The sequence below is a fragment of the Methanococcoides sp. DA23 genome (assembly GCF_057593895.1).
In genome coordinates this window covers 1,211,321-1,229,456 of record NZ_CM172520.1, presented here as the reverse complement: position 1 = coordinate 1,229,456, position 18,136 = coordinate 1,211,321, and the positions used below count along the sequence as shown (strand labels likewise).

Here is an 18,136-nt window from a genome sequence, read left to right as displayed (position 1 = left end):
ATTTGAAAAATGTGATCAACAAGAGTTTCGAGATAAAGGATTATGCCATAGATGATTCGCAGATCAATGGGTTCTGGATGACACTGTTGGACAAGGAAACACTAACAACCGAAATAATCTATAGCCCCGATAAGGATGGCGCCTTTGATGCAGATGAAACGAAAAGGATGGTTCAGGAGATCACAAAAAAATGTGATGGTTTCAGTTCATTGCTGCCAGAGAACATTAATTGTGAAGTCATTTTCAAAGGTCTTGATGACCTGACATATATTGCAGATGAAGGTAACTTTGAAGTGGAATACAGGGAAATGGATGAGATAAGGGTTGTTTATAGGTTCCATGTTCAATATCACATTTGATATTTTCAAGGTTTATTTTTTTAAAGAATGAGGTTTGGGGCTTTGTGGGAGTCCTAGTACCTTCTTAACTTCGAATGCAGGGGGAGATATAGTGGTTGATATTATCAATTCCGATACGGTCATAGTTGGAGGAGGCATTACCGGTCTTTATGCCTGCTACAAACTAAAACAGTTAAAAGGCATTAACCATACCATTTCTCTGTTTGAAGGTACAGATCGCTTTGGAGGTAGAATTGAGACCGTGGAAATGGGTGGATTTTTAGCAGAATATGGTCCAATGCGATTTGAGAAGATGGCACAGCCCCTTCTAATGGATCTCATCGCTGAACTTGGCTTGGAGACAAAATACTTCGTTCCCTACACAGCAGCAAACGACCCTGATTCTCTTTTTGATCTAACTTTCGATGAATCCGGGGGCAAGCGGTATGGGAGTAAGTTGACGACACTCGAGCTTTTAAAACTGGGAATTCTGCGCCTGTTAAATGCAAGTGGCGGGGATATGGACGACCCCAATGATCCTCGACATTGGGAATGGTGGGCTACCCTTGACGAGGGATACTACAGCTATGTCCGCAATAAGGCTGAATATAATGGCAGATATCTCCAACAGATGGGGTTATGGAATGCACTCAGTCTTGTTCTTAGCCACCGTGCAGTGAGTAAGATCATTCATTGCGGGACATTTTATCATGTTATTCATTTTAACCCTAATGCAGCAGAGTGGATAATTTTTTGGCTGCGTGGATTACATCCCAATGATGAGCTGGTTGGTATAAAGCAAGGGACCGAATCCCTTGTTCGCGAGCTGGTTTCCAGGTTGGGATCTACAACAGAACCTTCGGTCTCGTTACATCTTGATCACAGATTGACAGCCCTTTCTCCCCAGTCGGATGGGCGGGTCTTGCTGGAATTCAAGACCGATCATACTACAGTCAAGGTACTAACAAGGCATGTTGTGCTGGCATTACCCCGTTCCCCGCTGATGCAGCTTCGTTCTCTGTTACCAGGACACATTGGAGAGCTGGTGAATTCTGTGATCCCCATTCCATTAGTAAAATGTTTTTTTGTTAATGAGGATCCTTGGTGGGACGAAGCCACACCCCCGCAGACACGAGTATCATCCACTCCAGCAAGGGAGATCCATTATACTTTTAGGAAGGATGGAAATAATAAACGTGGAATCGTAATGGTCTATGGTGACCCGCCCAGTATGCACTACTGGACACCATTTGTACAACAGCAAGACCATCTAAAAGCAGAGCTGAACTCCGATCAACGTCTTGTTGAAGGCTATCTTCAGTATCTACGCTCAAACCCCGATAATAAGGACATTGAAGAAATAGAAGCAGAGGCTAAATTAATAAGCTGCTTCGGTATCAGGGATTGGAGTCGTGAGCCCTTCGAAGCTGGTTGTCATGTCTGGAAAGCTGACGTAAGTGTCGAAGAGGCAATAAAGGAGTTAACTGCATTCTCACTATATGGTGCATCGGTATCGAATCAGAATGTCCATATATGTGGTGAGGCTTATTCGGACTTCCAGGGCTTTATCGAAGGCGGTTTGCGCACAGCTTTGCAAGTCATAAAGCACATTATTTGAATATCGCAATTCATCAGGTATTGCCAGTGCTCCGAAGTACCATATAATAGTGCATCTAGATCAGATAGTTGCGGACATGAAGTTTTTATATGTGTCACACTTACTTTTTAATGGTAACATGAGTTTGGCAATTAAGAAGATATCATTGGCAGTAATTGTGCTTATCGGTTTCTTAGCACTTTCGAGTCCGTCACTTGCAGAATTTGTAGATATGATAGGGGATGAGCTGAGCGATCTGATCGAGTCGGAAACTAAACCTATTTCAGTATCCGAAAACGAAAAAGCAACAAGTTCAAAAGATGTGAAGCACTCAGGTTCAAGCTCTGCTTCCAATTCCAGACAGGTTTCCCAAGAGACTGAAAAACAAGTTTCTTCTGAGAATGATGTAAACGTAGTTAAGCCAAATCCTGTGGAAAAGAGCCTTTACGATGATCTGAAAAGGTACACATCATACTACAACAATGGAATCGATGAAGTTCCTGATCTGATCAAGAAGGTCGCAGGAAATGATGTTATAGTACTTGAGATAACAACGAACGACAATACTGACCTGAAGATAAAGGCTGTTACAAAGGATGGTGTCATCACAGAGTTTAAAGAAGTTTCCTCGCTCAGTGGAATTGATCCCACAGTGTCCGTTTCATCCAACGAGGATGCCATAAAGGTCTTACTCTCCAGCGATGACCCCATGGGACAGTTGTCCTCTTCGCTAAACAATGGAGATATTGAGATCGAATGCAAGGGATTTTTGAAGAAGGCTGCGGTTTCTGCGTTGAAGAATGTTGGGTGAGTTGTACTTTTTTTGTTGGCTATCAAAGACAAATCAAAAGCTGAATAAGATACAATATATCCCGTTCAAAAAATACAGTTCAATTTTCCTTTTTTGTGCTGACCTTGTATGAGCTTACACCTTCTGGATAAAGGTTGCAATGGAAAGTAGGAACTTAATCACATTTACTGGCCAACCCCTGCGATACATTGGAAGAATAGGATCCATGACTGCAGGCATCACCCTAATTAATCTCACAAAGGACGGGGGTGGAGTGATAACTGGAGGCGAATTACAGATTTCAGGCGAATAAGCTCAGGCTGGTATGCTGTGATTCTATTAACCATCCCTTAATTCTATGAAATTTATGTAACTTGGATCTTTTATTGAATTGCTAACGTAAACTTTGGGATGAAATTGATCGATTTTGGTCTGGAAAAAGGAGTTTATAGAATGGTTGTATAATTATTTAAGGGGGTTAAAGTACGGATAGTAATAAACCTGAGAGACGTTACGATCTGGACTGGCTGAGAGTTATAGCCATACTTGCAGTCTTGATTTTTCATGTTACGAGATTTTTCGATCCGATGGACTGGGATGTAAAGAACAACGTCCTGAGCGAAAATATCATGGTACTTATTTTGTTTATTGTCCAGTGGCTGATGCCCTTGTTTTTCCTGATCTCGGGTATGAGTATCTATTTTGTGCTGAGCTTCAGGACAAAGGGTCAGTTCATTAAGTCGCGATTTCTGCGCATCATGGTCCCCTACCTTTTGGTGGGCATATTTGTCATACTTCCTCCCCAGCATTACCTGAGGGTTCTAAGCGGTGGAGAAACAGGGTTTACATTCCTGGAGTTCTATTCCATATATCTCGCAAACACTTTTGTTAATGCATTCCCGGGTATCAATCTGCCCATGGGCCATCTTTGGTATCTTTACTACCTTTTCATATTCTCTATGGTTTTGTTGCCGCTTTTCGTTTATCTTAGAACAGAATCCGGAAGGTCGATCATTTCACGCAGTGCTTCCATTTTTGAAAAGACAGGTGCCATATTCCTGCTATCATTGCCAATCGCTGCCCTTACATCGATCCTTGACCCGACATCATTTGCAGGAAATCCAAATTATTTTGGTGGCTGGGGCATATTGGTCTATCCTATCATTTTGTTTTATGGATACCTTATAGCCTCCAATAATAAGTTAGAGGATGCTATTCAAAGGCATGGAAAAGTTGCATTGGTGCTGGCAATAACAACTTTCCCACTTATTTTATGGTTGATACAGTCTGTACTTGATGGAACATTCCAATTCGGAACCTATGAATATGCAGGAGTTATGTTGCTTCGTTCATTCAATCTATGGTGCTGGATGATCGCCTTTCTGGGCTTTGGCAAGAGATACCTGAGCTTTAACAACAGCACGCTGAAATATGCCAGTGAAGGACTCATAGCGTTTTACATACTCCATCAAACTGTCATACAGATCGTGGGATTCTTCATTGCAGACTGGGATATGGGCATACTTCCCAAGTACATAATACTCCTTACCACTTCGTTCATAGCGATCATGATGATATATGAAATTGCTATCAGGCGCATCAATATTGTAAGATTCCTGTTCGGCATGAAAGCAAAGAAATAAGGCGGTGACAAAATGAGATTTCCGCCGATCAAACAGATAATATACCAAAAACCGTCAACCCTTGGTCTGACCATAAGCAGCATTCTCCTTTTCGGCCTGCTGCTACAAGAATACTTACTGGGCCGTTTCACGCTGATATTTGAAGAGAAACATTTGCTACAGGACTTCTGGATCGCTGTTGTCCATTGTCTTCTGGCAGGCTACCTCCCCAGCGCGTATTTTTATCTCTTACGTGGTACAAGGAATACCTTTGAAGAACTTGAATATGTCCTGAAACCAGCAACTGACTCCTCGTACGTGGACTCTGCCATACATATTGAGAAAAGGGAACTGATAGTTTGGGGATCATTGGGCATACTGGTTGCAGTGTTAATGCCTTACCAGACTGCTATATCGCCCTGGGATCCGTCTACATGGCACCCTGAGGTTGTCTGGCATCGTGTTCTTGAGCCTTTCCTAGGTTTGTGGGCTGGTTGGTTCTTTGGTGCAGTCTGGGCTACCTCGACACGAACATCTCGGCTGGCGACCAGGATCGATTCGGTGGATCTGTTGGATCTGAGTCCATTGTTCCCTTTTGTTAAACAGGGTCTTTTAACGACCCTGCTAACAGTTGGTATGGTATCGATCTTCAGTTTGCTTCTGCTCGATCCAGGAGAGTGGCCTGTTGTTGTCCGGGCTTATTTAGGATCTCTGGCGATTGCATTACTCGGCTTCTGGTTGCCGATGAGAGGGGTGCACCAACGAATTCATGAGATAAAGGAAGCAGAGCTAAAATGGACACGCGAAAGGATACACCAATCCAAAACCCTCCTGCATAGCGGTTCACCGGACATGGAACCTGGACAGATGGCAGATCTGGTTGCAAATCTCAAACTCATTGAAGATTTGCCTGAATGGCCTTTTGAAAGCTTGACAATTGTACACGTGATGGCCTATTTACTGATACCGCTGGCGTCCTGGTTAGGTGGATTGCTGATCGAAAGTCTGCTGGAGATCGTTTTTGCAATGTGATAATGATGTATGAAACTCATTGAATAACATAGTGATAAATTGTTATATTTACAAATTATATTTGTTAATTAATAGCTATGATCAAAATACAAGGTCGAAATATGGATCAAAAAAGCTGGAAAATACGGAAAGCTATTGTTAATGATGCAAAGGGTCTCAAAAATTGCATGGATCTGGCATACACAAAGTATTTGGATAGGCTCAAAGGGGAACTTCTGCCACCCATGAACGTTGATTACGAAGAGGAAATTGCCAATTTTCCGGTCTGGGTCGCAGAATCTAACAAAGAGATAGTCGGCGGCTTGATCTTAATGTTCGAAGATAATTATGCTACAATAGCAAATGTAGCGGTACGTCCTGATTTTCAGGGAACCGGTATAGGACGGGGGCTAATGGATCTCGCAGAGTCAGAAGCTAAACGCAGAGGCTATTTGGAAATCCGTTTAGCAACTCATGTATTATTGACCGAGAATATTTCTTTTTATCATCATTTGGGGTGGTCAGAGATAGGACGTGATGATACCCGTGTTTACATGAGAAAAACTATCGATGCCGAGCAATCTACTTGAACTTTCATACAATTTTTTGTTTAAATGTAACTTATCTAATGCCGGATTAAATTCAAGTTAGTGTACTCAAAATAGAGTTTATTTATGTAGGAAAAGTAAGGATATTTGCATAAGGGTCTTGCTTATGATCCTCAAGAATGCTTAGAACAAAAAGGGATTTTAAAATTGATCCAAAAATAGATCAGCGGTCATGATAGAAATGTTCTATCTAACCGCACATTTAACTTTGGTCTTTAAAAAATATCATTATTCACATCCACTTATTGTTCTTTAGGTGGTCTGCGTTTCTGGAAGCATTCCCTACAGTATACCGGTCTGTTTTGGTCCGGTACGAAAGGCACTTCTGTTTCATGCCCGCAGTCAGCACATTTTGATTTGTGCATATCCCTTGGGCCTTTGAAATCTCTTTTTTGTATTTGTATCCCCCCGTTGTCATTTATTAAATATTTAAAATCCACTCAATATTTTATTGAAGCTACTTGTTCAGTTTGCTTGCAGGGTGCAATAGTCTGGTCATAGCACATGAACTGGCCATAATCTGTCTGCCAAATACTGATCTCTTCATCAATATTTCAGTATAAGTATAAACTTAAATATTGTATTGATCCAGAAAATCTGCAACACCCCGAATTGCATTTCCCCGTTAAAAAAATGTGTTCAATTTAATATATATTTATTGGAGATCTCAAGATGAATCAATTGAGAAAAATGAGTCTGGATTACCTTACGTTGAATGCACTAAGATAGGGTTCTCTAATGGTACATTGCATTACATGAAGCAGAATAACAGGAGTTATAAGCCGTTTACGTTGAATGTTCATGTGAAGGGGAGGCTGGAAATGTGAGGATAATCGGTGTTATTCTGGTGACATTTAAAATGTTGCCTACAAATTTCTATTATAGAAGAAATACCATCTCAAAGTGGATAACTGACCATATAAGGTAAAGTAAACCGAGCAAAATCCCAAAAGGATAAACTATAAGCCAGCTAGCGGTAATTACTGGTTTTTCAAACCGTAAGCTGGTAATTGTAAAAGCAGTGTTCACCCACACATGCCAGAAACTTATCATTCCGAGAATGTAAAACCCCCAGTGGGAATCGATCAGTATTAAGGCAATACCAACAAAAGTAGCTGGACAAATGATGACTATATCTGCAAATGACATTCCAAACAATATCCTTTGTTCATGCCAGTCATCGCTTGAACCATCCGGGTTATCCATAGCTTTTCCTTTATAGACATTAATCTGGAACCAACAGATAGCAAGTGTAATTAATCCAAACAATAATAAAAGAACATATAAAGTCACTCGTGATAGAAAATCCAGTTCCTGCATATTCTAAACCTCTGTTTAAATTTTAGTTTCCCCAAGTTTGTTAAATATTGTTATTATGTTTCACAGTTATGACCACACTTCCTTTTTTGTGCCCGGTTTCGACATACCTGTGAGCCTCAGCAGCCTGTTCCAGAGGATAGCTCCTATCTATGACCACTTTCAGCTTCCCTGCCTCAATAAGCTCTCTGAGAATAATTAAATCTTCAGCTCGCTCTTTTAAGAGCGGAGATATTGCTTTCTTGTTGCTTGTCAGATTAAGCCATATTATTCGAAAAAGCCGTGGTAATTTATAGGTAGTAAGAAGATAGCCCCCTCCTTTCCTTAATGATCTTACACTACCCGAAAATGGACTCTTGCCTACAGTATCAAAGATAATGTCATACTTCTCATCACTTTTTGTAAAATCCTCTTGAGTGTAATCAATTACCTTAGTGGCTCCCAGAGATTTTACGAACTCTAATTTCGTGGTACTACAAACCCCCGTAACTTCTGCCCCAAAATGCTTGGCAAGCTGTACCGCAGATGTACCTACCCCTCCGGAAGCACCAAAGATAAGGATCTTTTGTCCACTCTGGATATTTCCTTTTCTTAGGAAAAACAGTGCAGTCAATGCCCCTTGCTGAACCCCGGCGGCTTCCTCATAGGTCATATTTGTAGGTTTTATTGCCAGAGCACCGTCTTCAGGCAGACATATGTACTCGGCATATCCACCTAAACCCATTCCTGGATAGGCAAAAACCGGATCTCCTTTCCTGAACAGTTTTACATCTCTACCTACTGCTTCAATTGCCCCGGCTAACTCAGTTCCAAGAATAGGTCTTTTTGGTTTTGTGAGACCAAAATTCATTTCAAAAAGGAGAGCTAGAAAACGGGCAGACGGTTTAAAACTTCGCACCCAGCAGTCATATTTCGTTGCTGTTGTCGCATAGATCCGAATCATAACCTCGTTTGTCCGGGGAATGGGTTTTTCTACCTCTTTTAATTCAAGAACGTCCGGTGGCCCATATTTTGTGGCTACGATCGCTTTCATTTATTTATCACCCATTATTCTAAATGTGCTTCTTCAAACTTCATTTATTCTTTCCTCTTAGCAGAACCGGAATCGATTGCATTAGGATTGAACCCTTTAACTATTAGCCATACCGCCAGAACCATTTCATTCAAAGCCAGTGGAGCGAACAAAATTATCGAGACCATCGAGAAGGGATCAAGGCCAAACATACCTAATACGCCTGCTGCTAACGCCAATGGAACTCCGATAAGACCCCATACCGATATAAATCGAGGAAGGATCTTTGTTCGATAGAATGAATAATTCAATATCAGAGCAGTTAGACTAAAAACGATCTGAGTGCCGATCAGATCTGTCCAATCACGTACAGCCAGCAACAAAGTGCCAAAAATTTGAAAATAGGAAGTATCTGTAGCTCCTGGTTGTACTAATTCCTGACTTAATGTCAATAGTGACAGTAGACTTATCGTACCAACAATGACCGGTATGGCCTCAAAGATCCTGGCCACAAGATAGCCAAGAGCTACATTTATATTATGCTTCTTTAAGATCGGAAACAGCATAACCGGAATGCTAAAAATTGCAGCAGCCATGATCAGATCAAGGAATGCACCCACCAACACCTTGTTTTCATTTGCAGAAACACTAATAAGATAATCCTGATCATTTAGAATGGGTCCTAATAAAAATTGACTTATAATACCTGCAATTGTCGCAGTTATAAATAATACTCCCACAATTATTGCGGTCTTTCTGTTTGAATTCATTTTTTCATAATTTTCTTCCATCTGTACCGCATCCCCATTATAAAATGGGAATGATTTACTATTTAACATTTTTGGATGTGTTCTACTATTTATATTGGGAAAGAAGCCAACAATATTAATGAACAGGAATTGGATTTGAAGAAAGCTCAGGAGTTCTTGGACAAGAAAGAAGCCATGAAGAAAACACTTGAGTTATTCCAAAAACAGGTTGAAGAATGGGGAGTAGATAGGAAAGCTTTTCAGAGAATCAAGAGGAGAATAATTGAGAAAGGTAACATTAAATTGAATATGGTTGCTGTCAATAAATTGGTAAATAATTTAAAAAGATGCTTTTATCTCATTCTCAATTTAGCTTATAGCTAAAAAGTAGGTTTGACTGCCTCCTTTAGTTCAAGAACATCCGGTTGCCCATATTTTATCCATATAGTAGCTTTCATTTGGGTATCTTTCCTCATTTGATCCATAATATACTTCAGTTGTACTCTTTTTTATTCAGGAAGCTTCTTCTATGTGGTTATCCCCCTGTTGGACATTTATACCTTTAAACAAAAGCCATAAACCAATTATGATTTCAAAAAGACCGCTCGGTGCCCAAAAAATGACTTGATTTATTGGCATCGTTGCGTATTCGGGTGCAAGAATATACATTAAGGCGTGAATGAAAATAAGCGCAAATGAAAGGATCCCAAAGCTGGCTAATATCCTTGGTATATATTTCGATTTGAAAAACAAATAAGAAAATACCATCATGTCCAGACCAAGAAATACCATTGGTATAGAATATAGTGCAGTATGTTCGTTGAGAAGAAATCCGACAGGGACCTGTAACTGTTCTGGAGTAAATACTGTTACATATGCGTCTCCATTTAAAAACTGCAAAGCAATAAAAGAGATAAGCACAATAGTAGCCGCCATAGTCGCCTCTACCAACTTCCAAAGGAGTGCAAGTAAAGCAAGATTATTGTTTACCGGTTTGAGTATTATATAAAGAGCCATAGCCAATACGATCAACCCGGCAGACATGATCAGTTCGATAGTAATACCAATACGAAATAGTAACTGATTGGCCACAATATTATTGGCTGTAGCCATGACATTTTCTGCAACAATAAATTTGGAGAGCAAAAAGGTCCAGTTAAGAAGGGGAACTAATAAACTAAATAGGAACATGAAGCCTGCAACTCTTGCAGCTTTACGTTGTGATGTATCGGTGATACTGTTTGTCATTTCAATTTATCCTATTTTACTTTGATCTGGTCATTTTATCTCGTTAATATCTGTTTTTGCAGTCGCGGAATCGATTGCAGATGAATTGAATCCTTTAACTATCAGCCATACTGCAAAAACCATTTCCTGCATGGCTATTGGAATGAATAGGATACCAAGCAGATCGATGTTGAAAGGCTCCAATAGATAATATACCCACAATAATGCGGCTCCAACAAAACCCCAGCCTGATAACCATCGTGGAACGAGTTTTGATCGATATAATAAATAGTTCAAGATCAGAGCAGATAGGGTAAAAGCAACTGCGAAACCAAACAAAAAGGCCAGATCACCTGCTGCCAGCAATATAGTGCCAAAGGTTTGATAATAGGAAGTATCCAGAGCTCCTGCCTTTACAAATTCCTGACTTAATGCCAATAGTGTTAGTATGGCGATTACATTAACAATAAAAAGTACGCCCTCTGCGATCCTGGCACCAGCGTACCCAAGAGCTAAAGCCTCATTATGTTTTTTTAGAATTGGATACATCATAATTCCAATACCAGCAACTGCAACGGCATCAATTAACACAAGGAAAGAACCCATTATCATTTGGTTTTCATTTTCAGAAGCACTAGTAAGATAATCTGAAGCACCTAGAATTGGATCCAATAAAATAACACCAAGTGAGTATGCAACTGTCGCAATTATAAACAATACTCCTACAATTATTGCTGTCTTTCTGTTTGAATCCATCTTGTTGACCCCTATTTTATTATTAAAGTAGTCCTATTCATTTATCTTGCCCGGTATTATTATTCTTTCCAACAGTTATGACCACATTTCCTACTTCGTCCCCTGTTTCGACATACCTGTAAGCCTCGACAATTTGTTCCAGCGGATAGCTTCTGTCAATGACCGATTTCAGCTTCCCAGTCTCAATAAGCTCTTTAAGATCTTTGAGGAATATCAGACGCTCTGGAACTGGTAGAAGGCCTGTGGCCGAAAATTTAGCTTTCTTACTACCGATCTTTGAAGTCCACAACATTTGAAGAAGAATTGCTATCCCTGGAAACGTTTTAAGATAGATGCCTTTTTGCGTTAGCGAGCCTTTACAACGTAAAAATGAGCTCGTGCTTTCTGCATCAAAGATAATGTCATAAATCTCACCGCTTTTGGTAAAATCCTCTTTAGCATCATCAATTACTTTATCTGCCCCCAGAGATCTCACCATTTCTAAATTCGTAGTACTGCATACTCCGGTAACTTCTGCTCCAAAGTACCTGGCGATCTGTATCGCAGCTGTACCCATACTTCCAGAAGCGCCATTGATAAGGACTTTCTGTCCGCTCTGAATATCTGCCTTATCTATGAGGAAATTCCATGCTGCTAATGCTCCGCAGACGGGAGCAGCTTCCTCATACGTCATGTTGGTTGGTTTTATTTCCAGAAAACCCTCTTCAGGAATACATACAAACTCGGCATAACAACCACAATCGGCACCAGTGGATCCAAAGACCTTGTCACCTTCTTTAAATCGCTTTACATCTTTACCTACTGCTTCGATCGCTCCGGCAAACTCAGTCCCTTGTATAGCCCTTTTTGGCCTTATAAGACCAGTGAAGAATCTTGTAATAAACGGGGCACCCTTTAGCATCATGATGTCCGATATCGTTACTGCTGCCGCATGAATTTTTATGAGAACTTCATTGTCCTTTGGGATAGGTCTAGCTACTTCTTTTAATTCAAGAACATCCAGTGGCCCATATTTTGTGGCTACAATAGCTTTCATTTGTTTATCCCCTCATTATTCTAAATGTGCTTATTCAAACTTCGTTTGTATCTGTGTTGACAGACCCGGAATCGATTGCAGCTGGATTGAACCCTTTTACGATAAGCCATATCGAGAGCATAATTTCAGCCACAGCAATAGGAAGGGCAAAGATGAGCTCCAATCCCATTTCCGAAATTCCAGTGAACATGTCAATATTAGCCAGCACAGAACCAGTTAACAAAGCTATAGCAGCAATAAAACCCCAGGCAGATATGAATCGTGGAACGAGTTTTGATTGATACAATACATAATAAAGCATCAGGGACCCTAAAGCAAAAACGATATGGTAGATCAGTCCTTGTGTGCCGGCCCAATGATCTACTGACTGTATCGAGCTGCCTATGTATTGAAAATATGAAGCATCCACACCTCCTTTATTCAAATAATCCTGACTTAAATTGACCAGTAACAGCTTGCTGATATAAGCAACACTTAAGAGCGCAGCCTCAAACAATCTGAAACCGACATATCCCAGGGCTAAGGCTTCATTGTGTTTTTTTAAGATGGGAAACAAGAATACTGATAAGAGAACTACTGCAGGAACACCTGTAAACTCTAGCAGTACTCCAATTATCACAACTATTCTATTTGGATAAGTATTATCCAGGTAATCCGGAGAATCTAGAATGGGTTTGTAAAGAGCTTCTCCAATAAAGAGCATGACGATCGCAAATATGAATAATACTCCCACAATTATTGCGGTCTTTCTGTATGAATTCACTTTTTCATATTTTACTTCCATCTAACACCACATCCCCATAATAAAATGAGAAAGTCGACTATTTAATATTTTTGGATGTGCCAGACATTGCAAAAATCTAGAGGGTAAAACGATTGAGTTTAGTAAGCTTGCTTATGCTGGGAAAAGGGATGATACGAATTTGTTGAGGAAGAAGCTCATTGACATTCCTTATATTGAATGGACGAAGATGGATTTTTCTAATGATACATTACATATATCACACGACAATTAATTCATTTCTGAAAATATTGCCTATGTACGAAAGACCTATATCAAAAACTAGCATTTCTCCAAATGATGGAGTACCAGAACGGAGAATTTGAAGCTGAAACCTTTAAGGATATCGACTTTAGGGATACATCTTTCAACTATTCAAGGTTTATTGACTGTGTTTTTGAAAACTGCAATTTATCAAATGTCGATCTGACCAACACAAGACTACAGGATGTCAGATTTAGGAACTGCAAGATCATGGGACTGGATTTTTCAAAATGCAATGATGACTTCATACTCGCTTTTGGATTTGAAGACTCTTTCCTTTCAATATCAATATTTTCCAATATGAATTTAGAAAATACTGATTTTATCAATTGTCAGATACATGACTGTGATTTTTTAAATACTAACCTTACAAATGCGAATTTTGAAAATTCCGATCTAAAGAACAGTCTCATTCAGAATGCGAACCTGAGCTTTACATCGTTCAGGAATGCAAAAAACTATGATATCGACCCAACTAATAATTTCTTAAAAAAGACAAAATTTTCTATCCCTGAAGTTCTTTCCTTACTAAATAGCCATGACATTGAACTGGAATGAAAAACTTTTGAACCAGAGCTTAACAGCTTTTCGTTTCTATCAAGGGTCTCCTATAGTCTCTTTATCGGGCTTGCACTAGGAGATGTTTAGTCCGATGAGAAATGGTTGAAACCCATGCAAGATCTCGGACAGAACATGGCTATTGAAAAAGAAATTATGGGTAGTACGGATTTTATCAGGACTGAGAGCTTTTCATTGAGGCTTAGACCTACTGAAGCAAGAAAGGTTACTGAAGAGTTTAATTCTTTGATGAATGGTAAAGTTGAGTATAGGAAGAAGAATAGTTATTGGGGATCTGTTCTTTTGGTTAAAGCAAGGGAATTAAGCCATCAACTTGTAGGGAAGAGGAAAACGATTGAGTTTAACAAGCCTGTTTTTGTTCATGAAAGGGATGATTCAGATTTGTTGAGAAAGAAGATCATTGATATGCCTTATACTGAATAGAAAAAGATGGGTTTTTCTAAGGGAACTCTTCATTATATGAAGCAGAATGTCAAGAGTGAGGTATGAACTGAACCTCTAAGATCATATAAAATTTTCAAACAATCAAATTATTAATAAGGTTATATTTTTCTTAGTTACCTATATCCCCGAATGATCGTGCAACGTTCGTTCGTCTTGTGAGTGTCATGGTAAGTCCATCAGGTCTTCTTTTAAGTTTAATATCCATATCACCGCTCAAGTTGCATAGATCTTTTAGGGTTATTTCTAATTTATCGCGTCTCGTACTCACACCACCTATAGTTTCTAGAGGGGATAAAGGAGGAATGGAAATCCCCTCTCCTAATTAGTTATGGATTAGAACCACCACCACCACAGTGTTCGTGTTCCAGACCGTACCACCGAAGTCGTGAATTACACATGGTTCTTAATATATAATAATAAATTAATGGCATATTAACTTATCGAATATACTTTGAATGTTATAATACTCATTATTATGGGATATGGATAAAATTCGAACTCGAATAATTATTAATAATTTGTAATCAACCCCCCATATTTTCACCATAATTCTCCACCCTCGCAAATCGTTTTAATACTAAAAGTGCAAATAGCAATCCATGTCCTACAGTTCCCATGCTGACGAGGACGACGATGTCGAGATCGAAGAAGAATATCTGGGAGATTATGCCAGTGTTCGGTCAATAGTCAAAGAAGCATTGCCGTTCCAGATACTTGCGACCATTGGTGGAGCAGTAGCTGGTTTTATATTTGCGGGAATGACAAATGAACTGGAAATGATACCTGGGCTTATCGTCATCGCACCTGCGGTCTTGGGAATGAGGGGGAATATATCATGCACTCTTGGTTCACGCCTTGGTAGTGCTATTCACATGGGTCTAATAACAAAGATCGAGAATAATCCGGAACTTACAAACAATATCTACGGTTCATTGCTATTGGGGCTTATAATGTCCATAGCTCTGGGAATTATCGGGCATACAATGACAGTTCTGCTTGGATTTGAAAGTGCAGGTATTCTGGCACTTACTTCGATAGCAGTCCTTGCTGGCGTCTCATCAGGCATTATATTATCTGTTATAGCAGTACTCCTTGCTGTGGGTATGTTCAGGTTCGGATTTGATCCGGACAATGTTGTGACACCTTCTATTGCTACTATCGGTGACATCGTGTCCATGCTCATGCTATTCCTTTCTGCAAAGGTGGTGCTGATGTTATGAGCTATTATACCATTCGCGGAATTCTGTCAAGAGGGATGCCGATCCTCTTTTTCACATCTGTACTCGGGGTTGTTACGGGTCAGATAATGAACTCGGAACTTGATAATCTCATATCAGTTCCAACCATATTGCTACTGGTACCTGCGCTCATTAAGATCGGCGGTGACACCGGAAGCGTACTCGGTGCAAGACTTTCATCTGCTTTCCATATGGGTATCGGAACGACCCATATTCACAAGAATCCGGTTGTAAGGAACAGTGTGATAGCAGCATTCATTGTCGGGATCACTGCGTCTGTAGTATTGAGCGTTATTGCATGGATGATGTCCGGGTTTTGGGACAGTCCATTGGGATTTTTTACGCTTTTCAAGATCTGCACGATCTCCGGAACCCTCGAACTTTTGTCGGTCTTCTCTGCTACCATAGCTATTGCTTTTGCTTCACATAGGTTCGGGATAGATCCGGATGATACGGTCATCCCTGTGATAGCAACATTGGGAGACCTTGTAGGAATAACAGCCATATTTTCAACATTATATTTGTTTAATGTCATCTGAAATTCTAAAAGAGAGCTTCAATGAAAAATATATAAGAGATATGTGCTAATAATTAAAAACGAATAGTTAAAAGCGCTAACAATTATAATCTATAATAAATTATATTTAATGAATACGGATAACATACGGAACACAAAAAATGAGTCCAAAAGTAATTAGGTACATCCCAAGGAACCTTAAGGATCTTCTTATTGAAATGAAAGATACATCTGAACTGATGGTCGATCTTGCATATTCCGCAATGGTCTATGACGATGAGGATATTTCAGGAGAGGTTCTCGATCTCGAAGAGAAGATGGATACACTCCACTATCATATGAAAATGGCAGCTATGCTGAGTACACGCAGGATAGAGGAAGCCGAAGATATGGTGGGTGTCCTTCAGGTAGCAGCTTCTGCAGAGAATATTGCAAACGCCGCCGGAGATATTGCCAAAATAATCGAGATGGATATGGGGATCCCACTTGAGCTTAAGCTAGCCCTAAGGGAAGCTGAAGAGACCATTGTACGTGTCACGATCAATGAAAATTCCGATATGGTGGGTTCCACACTTGGTGACCTCGAGCTTGAGGTCGAGACCGGTATGTGGATAATAGCTATTCGAAGACATACCGACTGGGTATATGACCCGCATCACGATACCCGTATTCGTGCTGATGATGTGATCTTTGCAAGAGGACATGATGAAGGTGTGCCTCTGCTTGTTGAACTTGCCACAACACAAAAATACGTTCCTCGAAAGATTGAGCCTAAGAAGGGGTTGAACGATCTCGATAAGGCGGTCGACATCATTGTTGACATGAAGAACACAGCAGAACTTGCTGTAGGACTTGCTTATTCCGCATTGCTCTTTGACAATACTGATATCGCTGAGGAAGTGAAAGCCCTTGAGCGAGAGATGGATGAGATGAAATACGATCTCCAGCATTGGGTACTTGAAACAGCTAAACATGTTTCCGATGTCAACGAGCTGAGAGGGCTGCTACATCTTGCAAATGCATCCGAATCAATTTCCGATGCTGCTTACGGAATTGCAGATACGGTCCTTCGAGATATAGACCTTCACCCCGTCATTACGATCGCTGTGCGTGAATCAGATGAAGTGATAACAAAGCTTCGGGTCGAAGGCTGTTCACCCATCATTGGAAAGTCATACCGCGAACTGAAGCTGGGCACTGAGACCGGTATCCATATCATGGCAGTCAAACGTGCTGAACGTTGGGTATATAGCCCAAGTGCCAAAACAACAGTTCAGGAAGGCGATATTCTGATAGGCCGTGGCTCTCATACAAGCGAAGAAGCATTACTGGAAATGTGTGCCTGTCCTATAAGAGGAGATAGCTGATTTTTCGCTCTGTAGAATCCTCAACTAAACTAAATACATAACCTTGACATACCTATCAGGGTTGTGTATCAATATTTTAAATTTCACTTCTTTTACTTGATTTCCGTACTTGTTTGCAAAGATTTTCGAATGTTTTTTTCAGAATTGCAATAACAATGTTATGTACATTTTATGCAAGGATACAATTGCAGTGGGCAATTTTTGCAAAAACTGCCCAAAATATTTATAAATAATAAACCATTTTCTTGCAATGTATGGGTTCAGCAAAGTCCAGCAGCAACAGCTAAACCCTACAACAAAAAGGTAAGATGATATTTGTCTTAATTTAGTCTAAAATGTTTGTAATCATACTTCTGTTGTATATGAAATGAAGTGAAAATATGAAAAGAAAGGATAGATTTCTACAAAGTCTGAGTTTTAGTAGTGGGGGGTTTTTGCTAAATGGATAAAGCAGTTGTATATGGCCTGCTTATACTTTTTTTAGGAATAGCAATTGGGTACAGTATCAGTGACATGGCAACTATCGAAGAGTCTCCCGGTGGTATGAAAGTACCGGAACTGTCAGTCAGCTTTGGCTCCATTGATGAGAACAATACTGTCAGTCGCGTACTTAGTTACAATATATTTTTGTCTAATTATGGGGATGAAGATGTATACGTAAATTCAGTAGAACCAATTTTCGGTGAGCATATCTCAAGAAGAGTAGTGACCGAAAACAATACTATAGCTGTGGACAGAACTATAAGTGCAAAATCTTCGGTAGAGATTAGCGGTCAGGTAAAATTGAATTCCACTGGTTCTCCAAAAGCAGAAGGATCCATCATAGGATTCAACATATCTTCAACGGAGACCATCTATAATTCCTGGGCAGAAATTTAAAAAG

General features: G+C 40.0%; 21 protein-coding genes and 1 pseudogene. 13 read left to right on the top strand and 9 right to left on the bottom strand.

Annotated features, from left to right (window positions below):
- Positions 1-11 precede the first annotated feature (11 nt).
- The 6 genes from AC20MK_RS06065 to AC20MK_RS06040 all read left to right on the top strand — a co-directional run bounded on the left by AC20MK_RS06065 (position 12) and on the right by AC20MK_RS06040 (position 5,948).
- Positions 12-359, top strand: coding sequence for a hypothetical protein (locus tag AC20MK_RS06065; RefSeq protein ID WP_487357073.1), 348 nt, complete (start codon positions 12-14; stop codon positions 357-359).
- 91 nt (positions 360-450) lie between these two features.
- Positions 451-1,956 carry a flavin monoamine oxidase family protein gene (locus tag AC20MK_RS06060; RefSeq protein WP_487354986.1) on the top strand — a complete coding sequence of 502 codons (1,506 nt, stop codon included), beginning with the start codon at positions 451-453 and terminating at the stop codon, positions 1,954-1,956.
- Between the two features lie 118 nt (positions 1,957-2,074).
- A complete protein-coding gene (locus tag AC20MK_RS06055) occupies positions 2,075-2,746 on the top strand; it encodes a hypothetical protein (protein WP_487354985.1) in 672 nt (223 codons plus the stop codon).
- Positions 2,747-3,243: 497 nt separating this feature from the next.
- Positions 3,244-4,368 carry an acyltransferase family protein gene (locus AC20MK_RS06050; protein ID WP_487357072.1) on the top strand — a complete coding sequence of 375 codons (1,125 nt, stop codon included), beginning with the start codon at positions 3,244-3,246 and terminating at the stop codon, positions 4,366-4,368.
- A 12-nt stretch (positions 4,369-4,380) separates the two neighbouring features.
- Positions 4,381-5,379 carry a hypothetical protein gene (locus tag AC20MK_RS06045; RefSeq protein WP_487354984.1) on the top strand — a complete coding sequence of 333 codons (999 nt, stop codon included), beginning with the start codon at positions 4,381-4,383 and terminating at the stop codon, positions 5,377-5,379.
- 101 nt (positions 5,380-5,480) lie between these two features.
- Positions 5,481-5,948 carry a GNAT family N-acetyltransferase gene (locus AC20MK_RS06040; RefSeq protein ID WP_487354983.1) on the top strand — a complete coding sequence of 156 codons (468 nt, stop codon included), beginning with the start codon at positions 5,481-5,483 and terminating at the stop codon, positions 5,946-5,948.
- A gap of 260 nt (positions 5,949-6,208) precedes the next feature.
- On the opposite strand, the gene AC20MK_RS06035 is transcribed toward AC20MK_RS06040, so the two are convergent.
- From AC20MK_RS06035 to AC20MK_RS06020, 4 genes are all read right to left on the bottom strand, one after another.
- Complete coding sequence (locus tag AC20MK_RS06035) at positions 6,209-6,331, bottom strand: CxxC-x17-CxxC domain-containing protein (RefSeq protein ID WP_487354982.1); 123 nt, start codon at positions 6,329-6,331, stop codon at positions 6,209-6,211.
- A gap of 514 nt (positions 6,332-6,845) precedes the next feature.
- Entirely contained in the window at positions 6,846-7,286 is a 441-nt protein-coding gene (locus AC20MK_RS06030) for a hypothetical protein (protein WP_487354981.1), read from the bottom strand.
- Positions 7,287-7,326: 40 nt separating this feature from the next.
- On the bottom strand, positions 7,327-8,316 hold the full coding sequence (locus tag AC20MK_RS06025) for an NAD(P)-dependent alcohol dehydrogenase (RefSeq protein WP_487354980.1): 990 nt from the start codon (positions 8,314-8,316) through the stop codon (positions 7,327-7,329).
- A gap of 44 nt (positions 8,317-8,360) precedes the next feature.
- Positions 8,361-9,086 (bottom strand): DUF4386 domain-containing protein, encoded by a 726-nt coding sequence (locus tag AC20MK_RS06020; protein ID WP_487354979.1) that lies wholly within the window; start codon positions 9,084-9,086, stop codon positions 8,361-8,363.
- Positions 9,087-9,194: 108 nt separating this feature from the next.
- On the opposite strand from AC20MK_RS06020, the gene AC20MK_RS06015 reads away from it, so the two are divergent.
- Positions 9,195-9,428, top strand: coding sequence for a hypothetical protein (locus AC20MK_RS06015; RefSeq protein WP_487354978.1), 234 nt, complete (start codon positions 9,195-9,197; stop codon positions 9,426-9,428).
- A 129-nt stretch (positions 9,429-9,557) separates the two neighbouring features.
- On the opposite strand, the gene AC20MK_RS06010 is transcribed toward AC20MK_RS06015, so the two are convergent.
- Genes AC20MK_RS06010 through AC20MK_RS05995 form a run of 4 tightly spaced genes read right to left on the bottom strand, consistent with a single transcriptional unit; the run spans position 9,558 to position 12,847 of the window.
- A complete protein-coding gene (locus AC20MK_RS06010) occupies positions 9,558-10,292 on the bottom strand; it encodes a DUF4386 domain-containing protein (protein ID WP_487354977.1) in 735 nt (244 codons plus the stop codon).
- A gap of 30 nt (positions 10,293-10,322) precedes the next feature.
- On the bottom strand, positions 10,323-11,027 hold the full coding sequence (locus AC20MK_RS06005; protein WP_487354976.1) for a DUF4386 domain-containing protein: 705 nt from the start codon (positions 11,025-11,027) through the stop codon (positions 10,323-10,325).
- Positions 11,028-11,064: 37 nt separating this feature from the next.
- Positions 11,065-12,063 carry an NAD(P)-dependent alcohol dehydrogenase gene (locus AC20MK_RS06000; RefSeq protein WP_487354975.1) on the bottom strand — a complete coding sequence of 333 codons (999 nt, stop codon included), beginning with the start codon at positions 12,061-12,063 and terminating at the stop codon, positions 11,065-11,067.
- A 34-nt stretch (positions 12,064-12,097) separates the two neighbouring features.
- A complete protein-coding gene (locus AC20MK_RS05995; RefSeq protein WP_487354974.1) occupies positions 12,098-12,847 on the bottom strand; it encodes a DUF4386 domain-containing protein in 750 nt (249 codons plus the stop codon).
- A 294-nt stretch (positions 12,848-13,141) separates the two neighbouring features.
- Between AC20MK_RS05995 and AC20MK_RS05990 the strand changes: the two genes are divergently transcribed.
- The 5 genes from AC20MK_RS05990 to AC20MK_RS05970 all read left to right on the top strand — a co-directional run bounded on the left by AC20MK_RS05990 (position 13,142) and on the right by AC20MK_RS05970 (position 17,253).
- Complete coding sequence (locus AC20MK_RS05990) at positions 13,142-13,666, top strand: pentapeptide repeat-containing protein (protein WP_487354973.1); 525 nt, start codon at positions 13,142-13,144, stop codon at positions 13,664-13,666.
- A 135-nt stretch (positions 13,667-13,801) separates the two neighbouring features.
- Positions 13,802-14,110: a CRISPR-associated protein Cas1 gene (locus AC20MK_RS05985; protein WP_487354972.1), complete on the top strand. Its 309-nt coding sequence runs from the start codon at positions 13,802-13,804 to the stop codon at positions 14,108-14,110.
- A gap of 620 nt (positions 14,111-14,730) precedes the next feature.
- The gene (locus AC20MK_RS05980) at positions 14,731-15,351 is read left to right on the top strand and encodes a magnesium transporter (protein WP_487354971.1); all 621 of its coding nucleotides are present in this window, start codon (positions 14,731-14,733) and stop codon (positions 15,349-15,351) included.
- A complete protein-coding gene (locus AC20MK_RS05975) occupies positions 15,348-15,908 on the top strand; it encodes a magnesium transporter (protein WP_487354970.1) in 561 nt (186 codons plus the stop codon). The genes AC20MK_RS05980 and AC20MK_RS05975 overlap by 4 nt, the downstream gene beginning before the upstream one ends.
- Positions 15,909-16,047: 139 nt before the next feature.
- On the top strand, positions 16,048-17,253 hold the full coding sequence (locus tag AC20MK_RS05970; protein ID WP_487354969.1) for a potassium channel family protein: 1,206 nt from the start codon (positions 16,048-16,050) through the stop codon (positions 17,251-17,253).
- Between the two features lie 24 nt (positions 17,254-17,277).
- Here the strand turns inward: AC20MK_RS05970 and AC20MK_RS05965 are convergent.
- Positions 17,278-17,386, bottom strand: a pseudogene (locus AC20MK_RS05965) (IS5/IS1182 family transposase); the annotation flags it as partial.
- A 308-nt stretch (positions 17,387-17,694) separates the two neighbouring features.
- Here AC20MK_RS05965 and AC20MK_RS05960 point away from each other — a divergent pair.
- Complete coding sequence (locus AC20MK_RS05960; RefSeq protein WP_487354968.1) at positions 17,695-18,132, top strand: hypothetical protein; 438 nt, start codon at positions 17,695-17,697, stop codon at positions 18,130-18,132.
- Positions 18,133-18,136 lie beyond the last annotated feature (4 nt).

Bases quoted from the DNA above. Each gene is read 5' to 3' on its own strand.
- AC20MK_RS06020 (WP_487354979.1), bottom strand. From the start codon at position 9,086: ATGGAAGAAAATTATGAAAAAATGAATTCAAACAGAAAGACCGCAATA.
- AC20MK_RS06040 (WP_487354983.1), top strand. From the start codon at position 5,481: ATGGATCAAAAAAGCTGGAAAATACGGAAAGCTATTGTTAATGATGCA.
- AC20MK_RS06005 (WP_487354976.1), bottom strand. From the start codon at position 11,027: ATGGATTCAAACAGAAAGACAGCAATAATTGTAGGAGTATTGTTTATA.
- AC20MK_RS05985 (WP_487354972.1), top strand. From the start codon at position 13,802: ATGGCTATTGAAAAAGAAATTATGGGTAGTACGGATTTTATCAGGACT.
- AC20MK_RS06035 (WP_487354982.1), bottom strand. From the start codon at position 6,331: ATGCACAAATCAAAATGTGCTGACTGCGGGCATGAAACAGAAGTGCCT.
- AC20MK_RS05960 (WP_487354968.1), top strand. From the start codon at position 17,695: ATGGATAAAGCAGTTGTATATGGCCTGCTTATACTTTTTTTAGGAATA.
- AC20MK_RS05970 (WP_487354969.1), top strand. From the start codon at position 16,048: ATGAGTCCAAAAGTAATTAGGTACATCCCAAGGAACCTTAAGGATCTT.
- AC20MK_RS05980 (WP_487354971.1), top strand. From the start codon at position 14,731: ATGTCCTACAGTTCCCATGCTGACGAGGACGACGATGTCGAGATCGAA.
- AC20MK_RS05995 (WP_487354974.1), bottom strand. From the start codon at position 12,847: ATGGAAGTAAAATATGAAAAAGTGAATTCATACAGAAAGACCGCAATA.
- AC20MK_RS06010 (WP_487354977.1), bottom strand. From the start codon at position 10,292: ATGACAAACAGTATCACCGATACATCACAACGTAAAGCTGCAAGAGTT.
- AC20MK_RS05975 (WP_487354970.1), top strand. From the start codon at position 15,348: ATGAGCTATTATACCATTCGCGGAATTCTGTCAAGAGGGATGCCGATC.
- AC20MK_RS06000 (WP_487354975.1), bottom strand. From the start codon at position 12,063: ATGAAAGCTATTGTAGCCACAAAATATGGGCCACTGGATGTTCTTGAA.
- AC20MK_RS06025 (WP_487354980.1), bottom strand. From the start codon at position 8,316: ATGAAAGCGATCGTAGCCACAAAATATGGGCCACCGGACGTTCTTGAA.
- AC20MK_RS06045 (WP_487354984.1), top strand. From the start codon at position 4,381: ATGAGATTTCCGCCGATCAAACAGATAATATACCAAAAACCGTCAACC.
- AC20MK_RS05990 (WP_487354973.1), top strand. From the start codon at position 13,142: ATGATGGAGTACCAGAACGGAGAATTTGAAGCTGAAACCTTTAAGGAT.
- AC20MK_RS06055 (WP_487354985.1), top strand. From the start codon at position 2,075: ATGAGTTTGGCAATTAAGAAGATATCATTGGCAGTAATTGTGCTTATC.
- AC20MK_RS06030 (WP_487354981.1), bottom strand. From the start codon at position 7,286: ATGCAGGAACTGGATTTTCTATCACGAGTGACTTTATATGTTCTTTTA.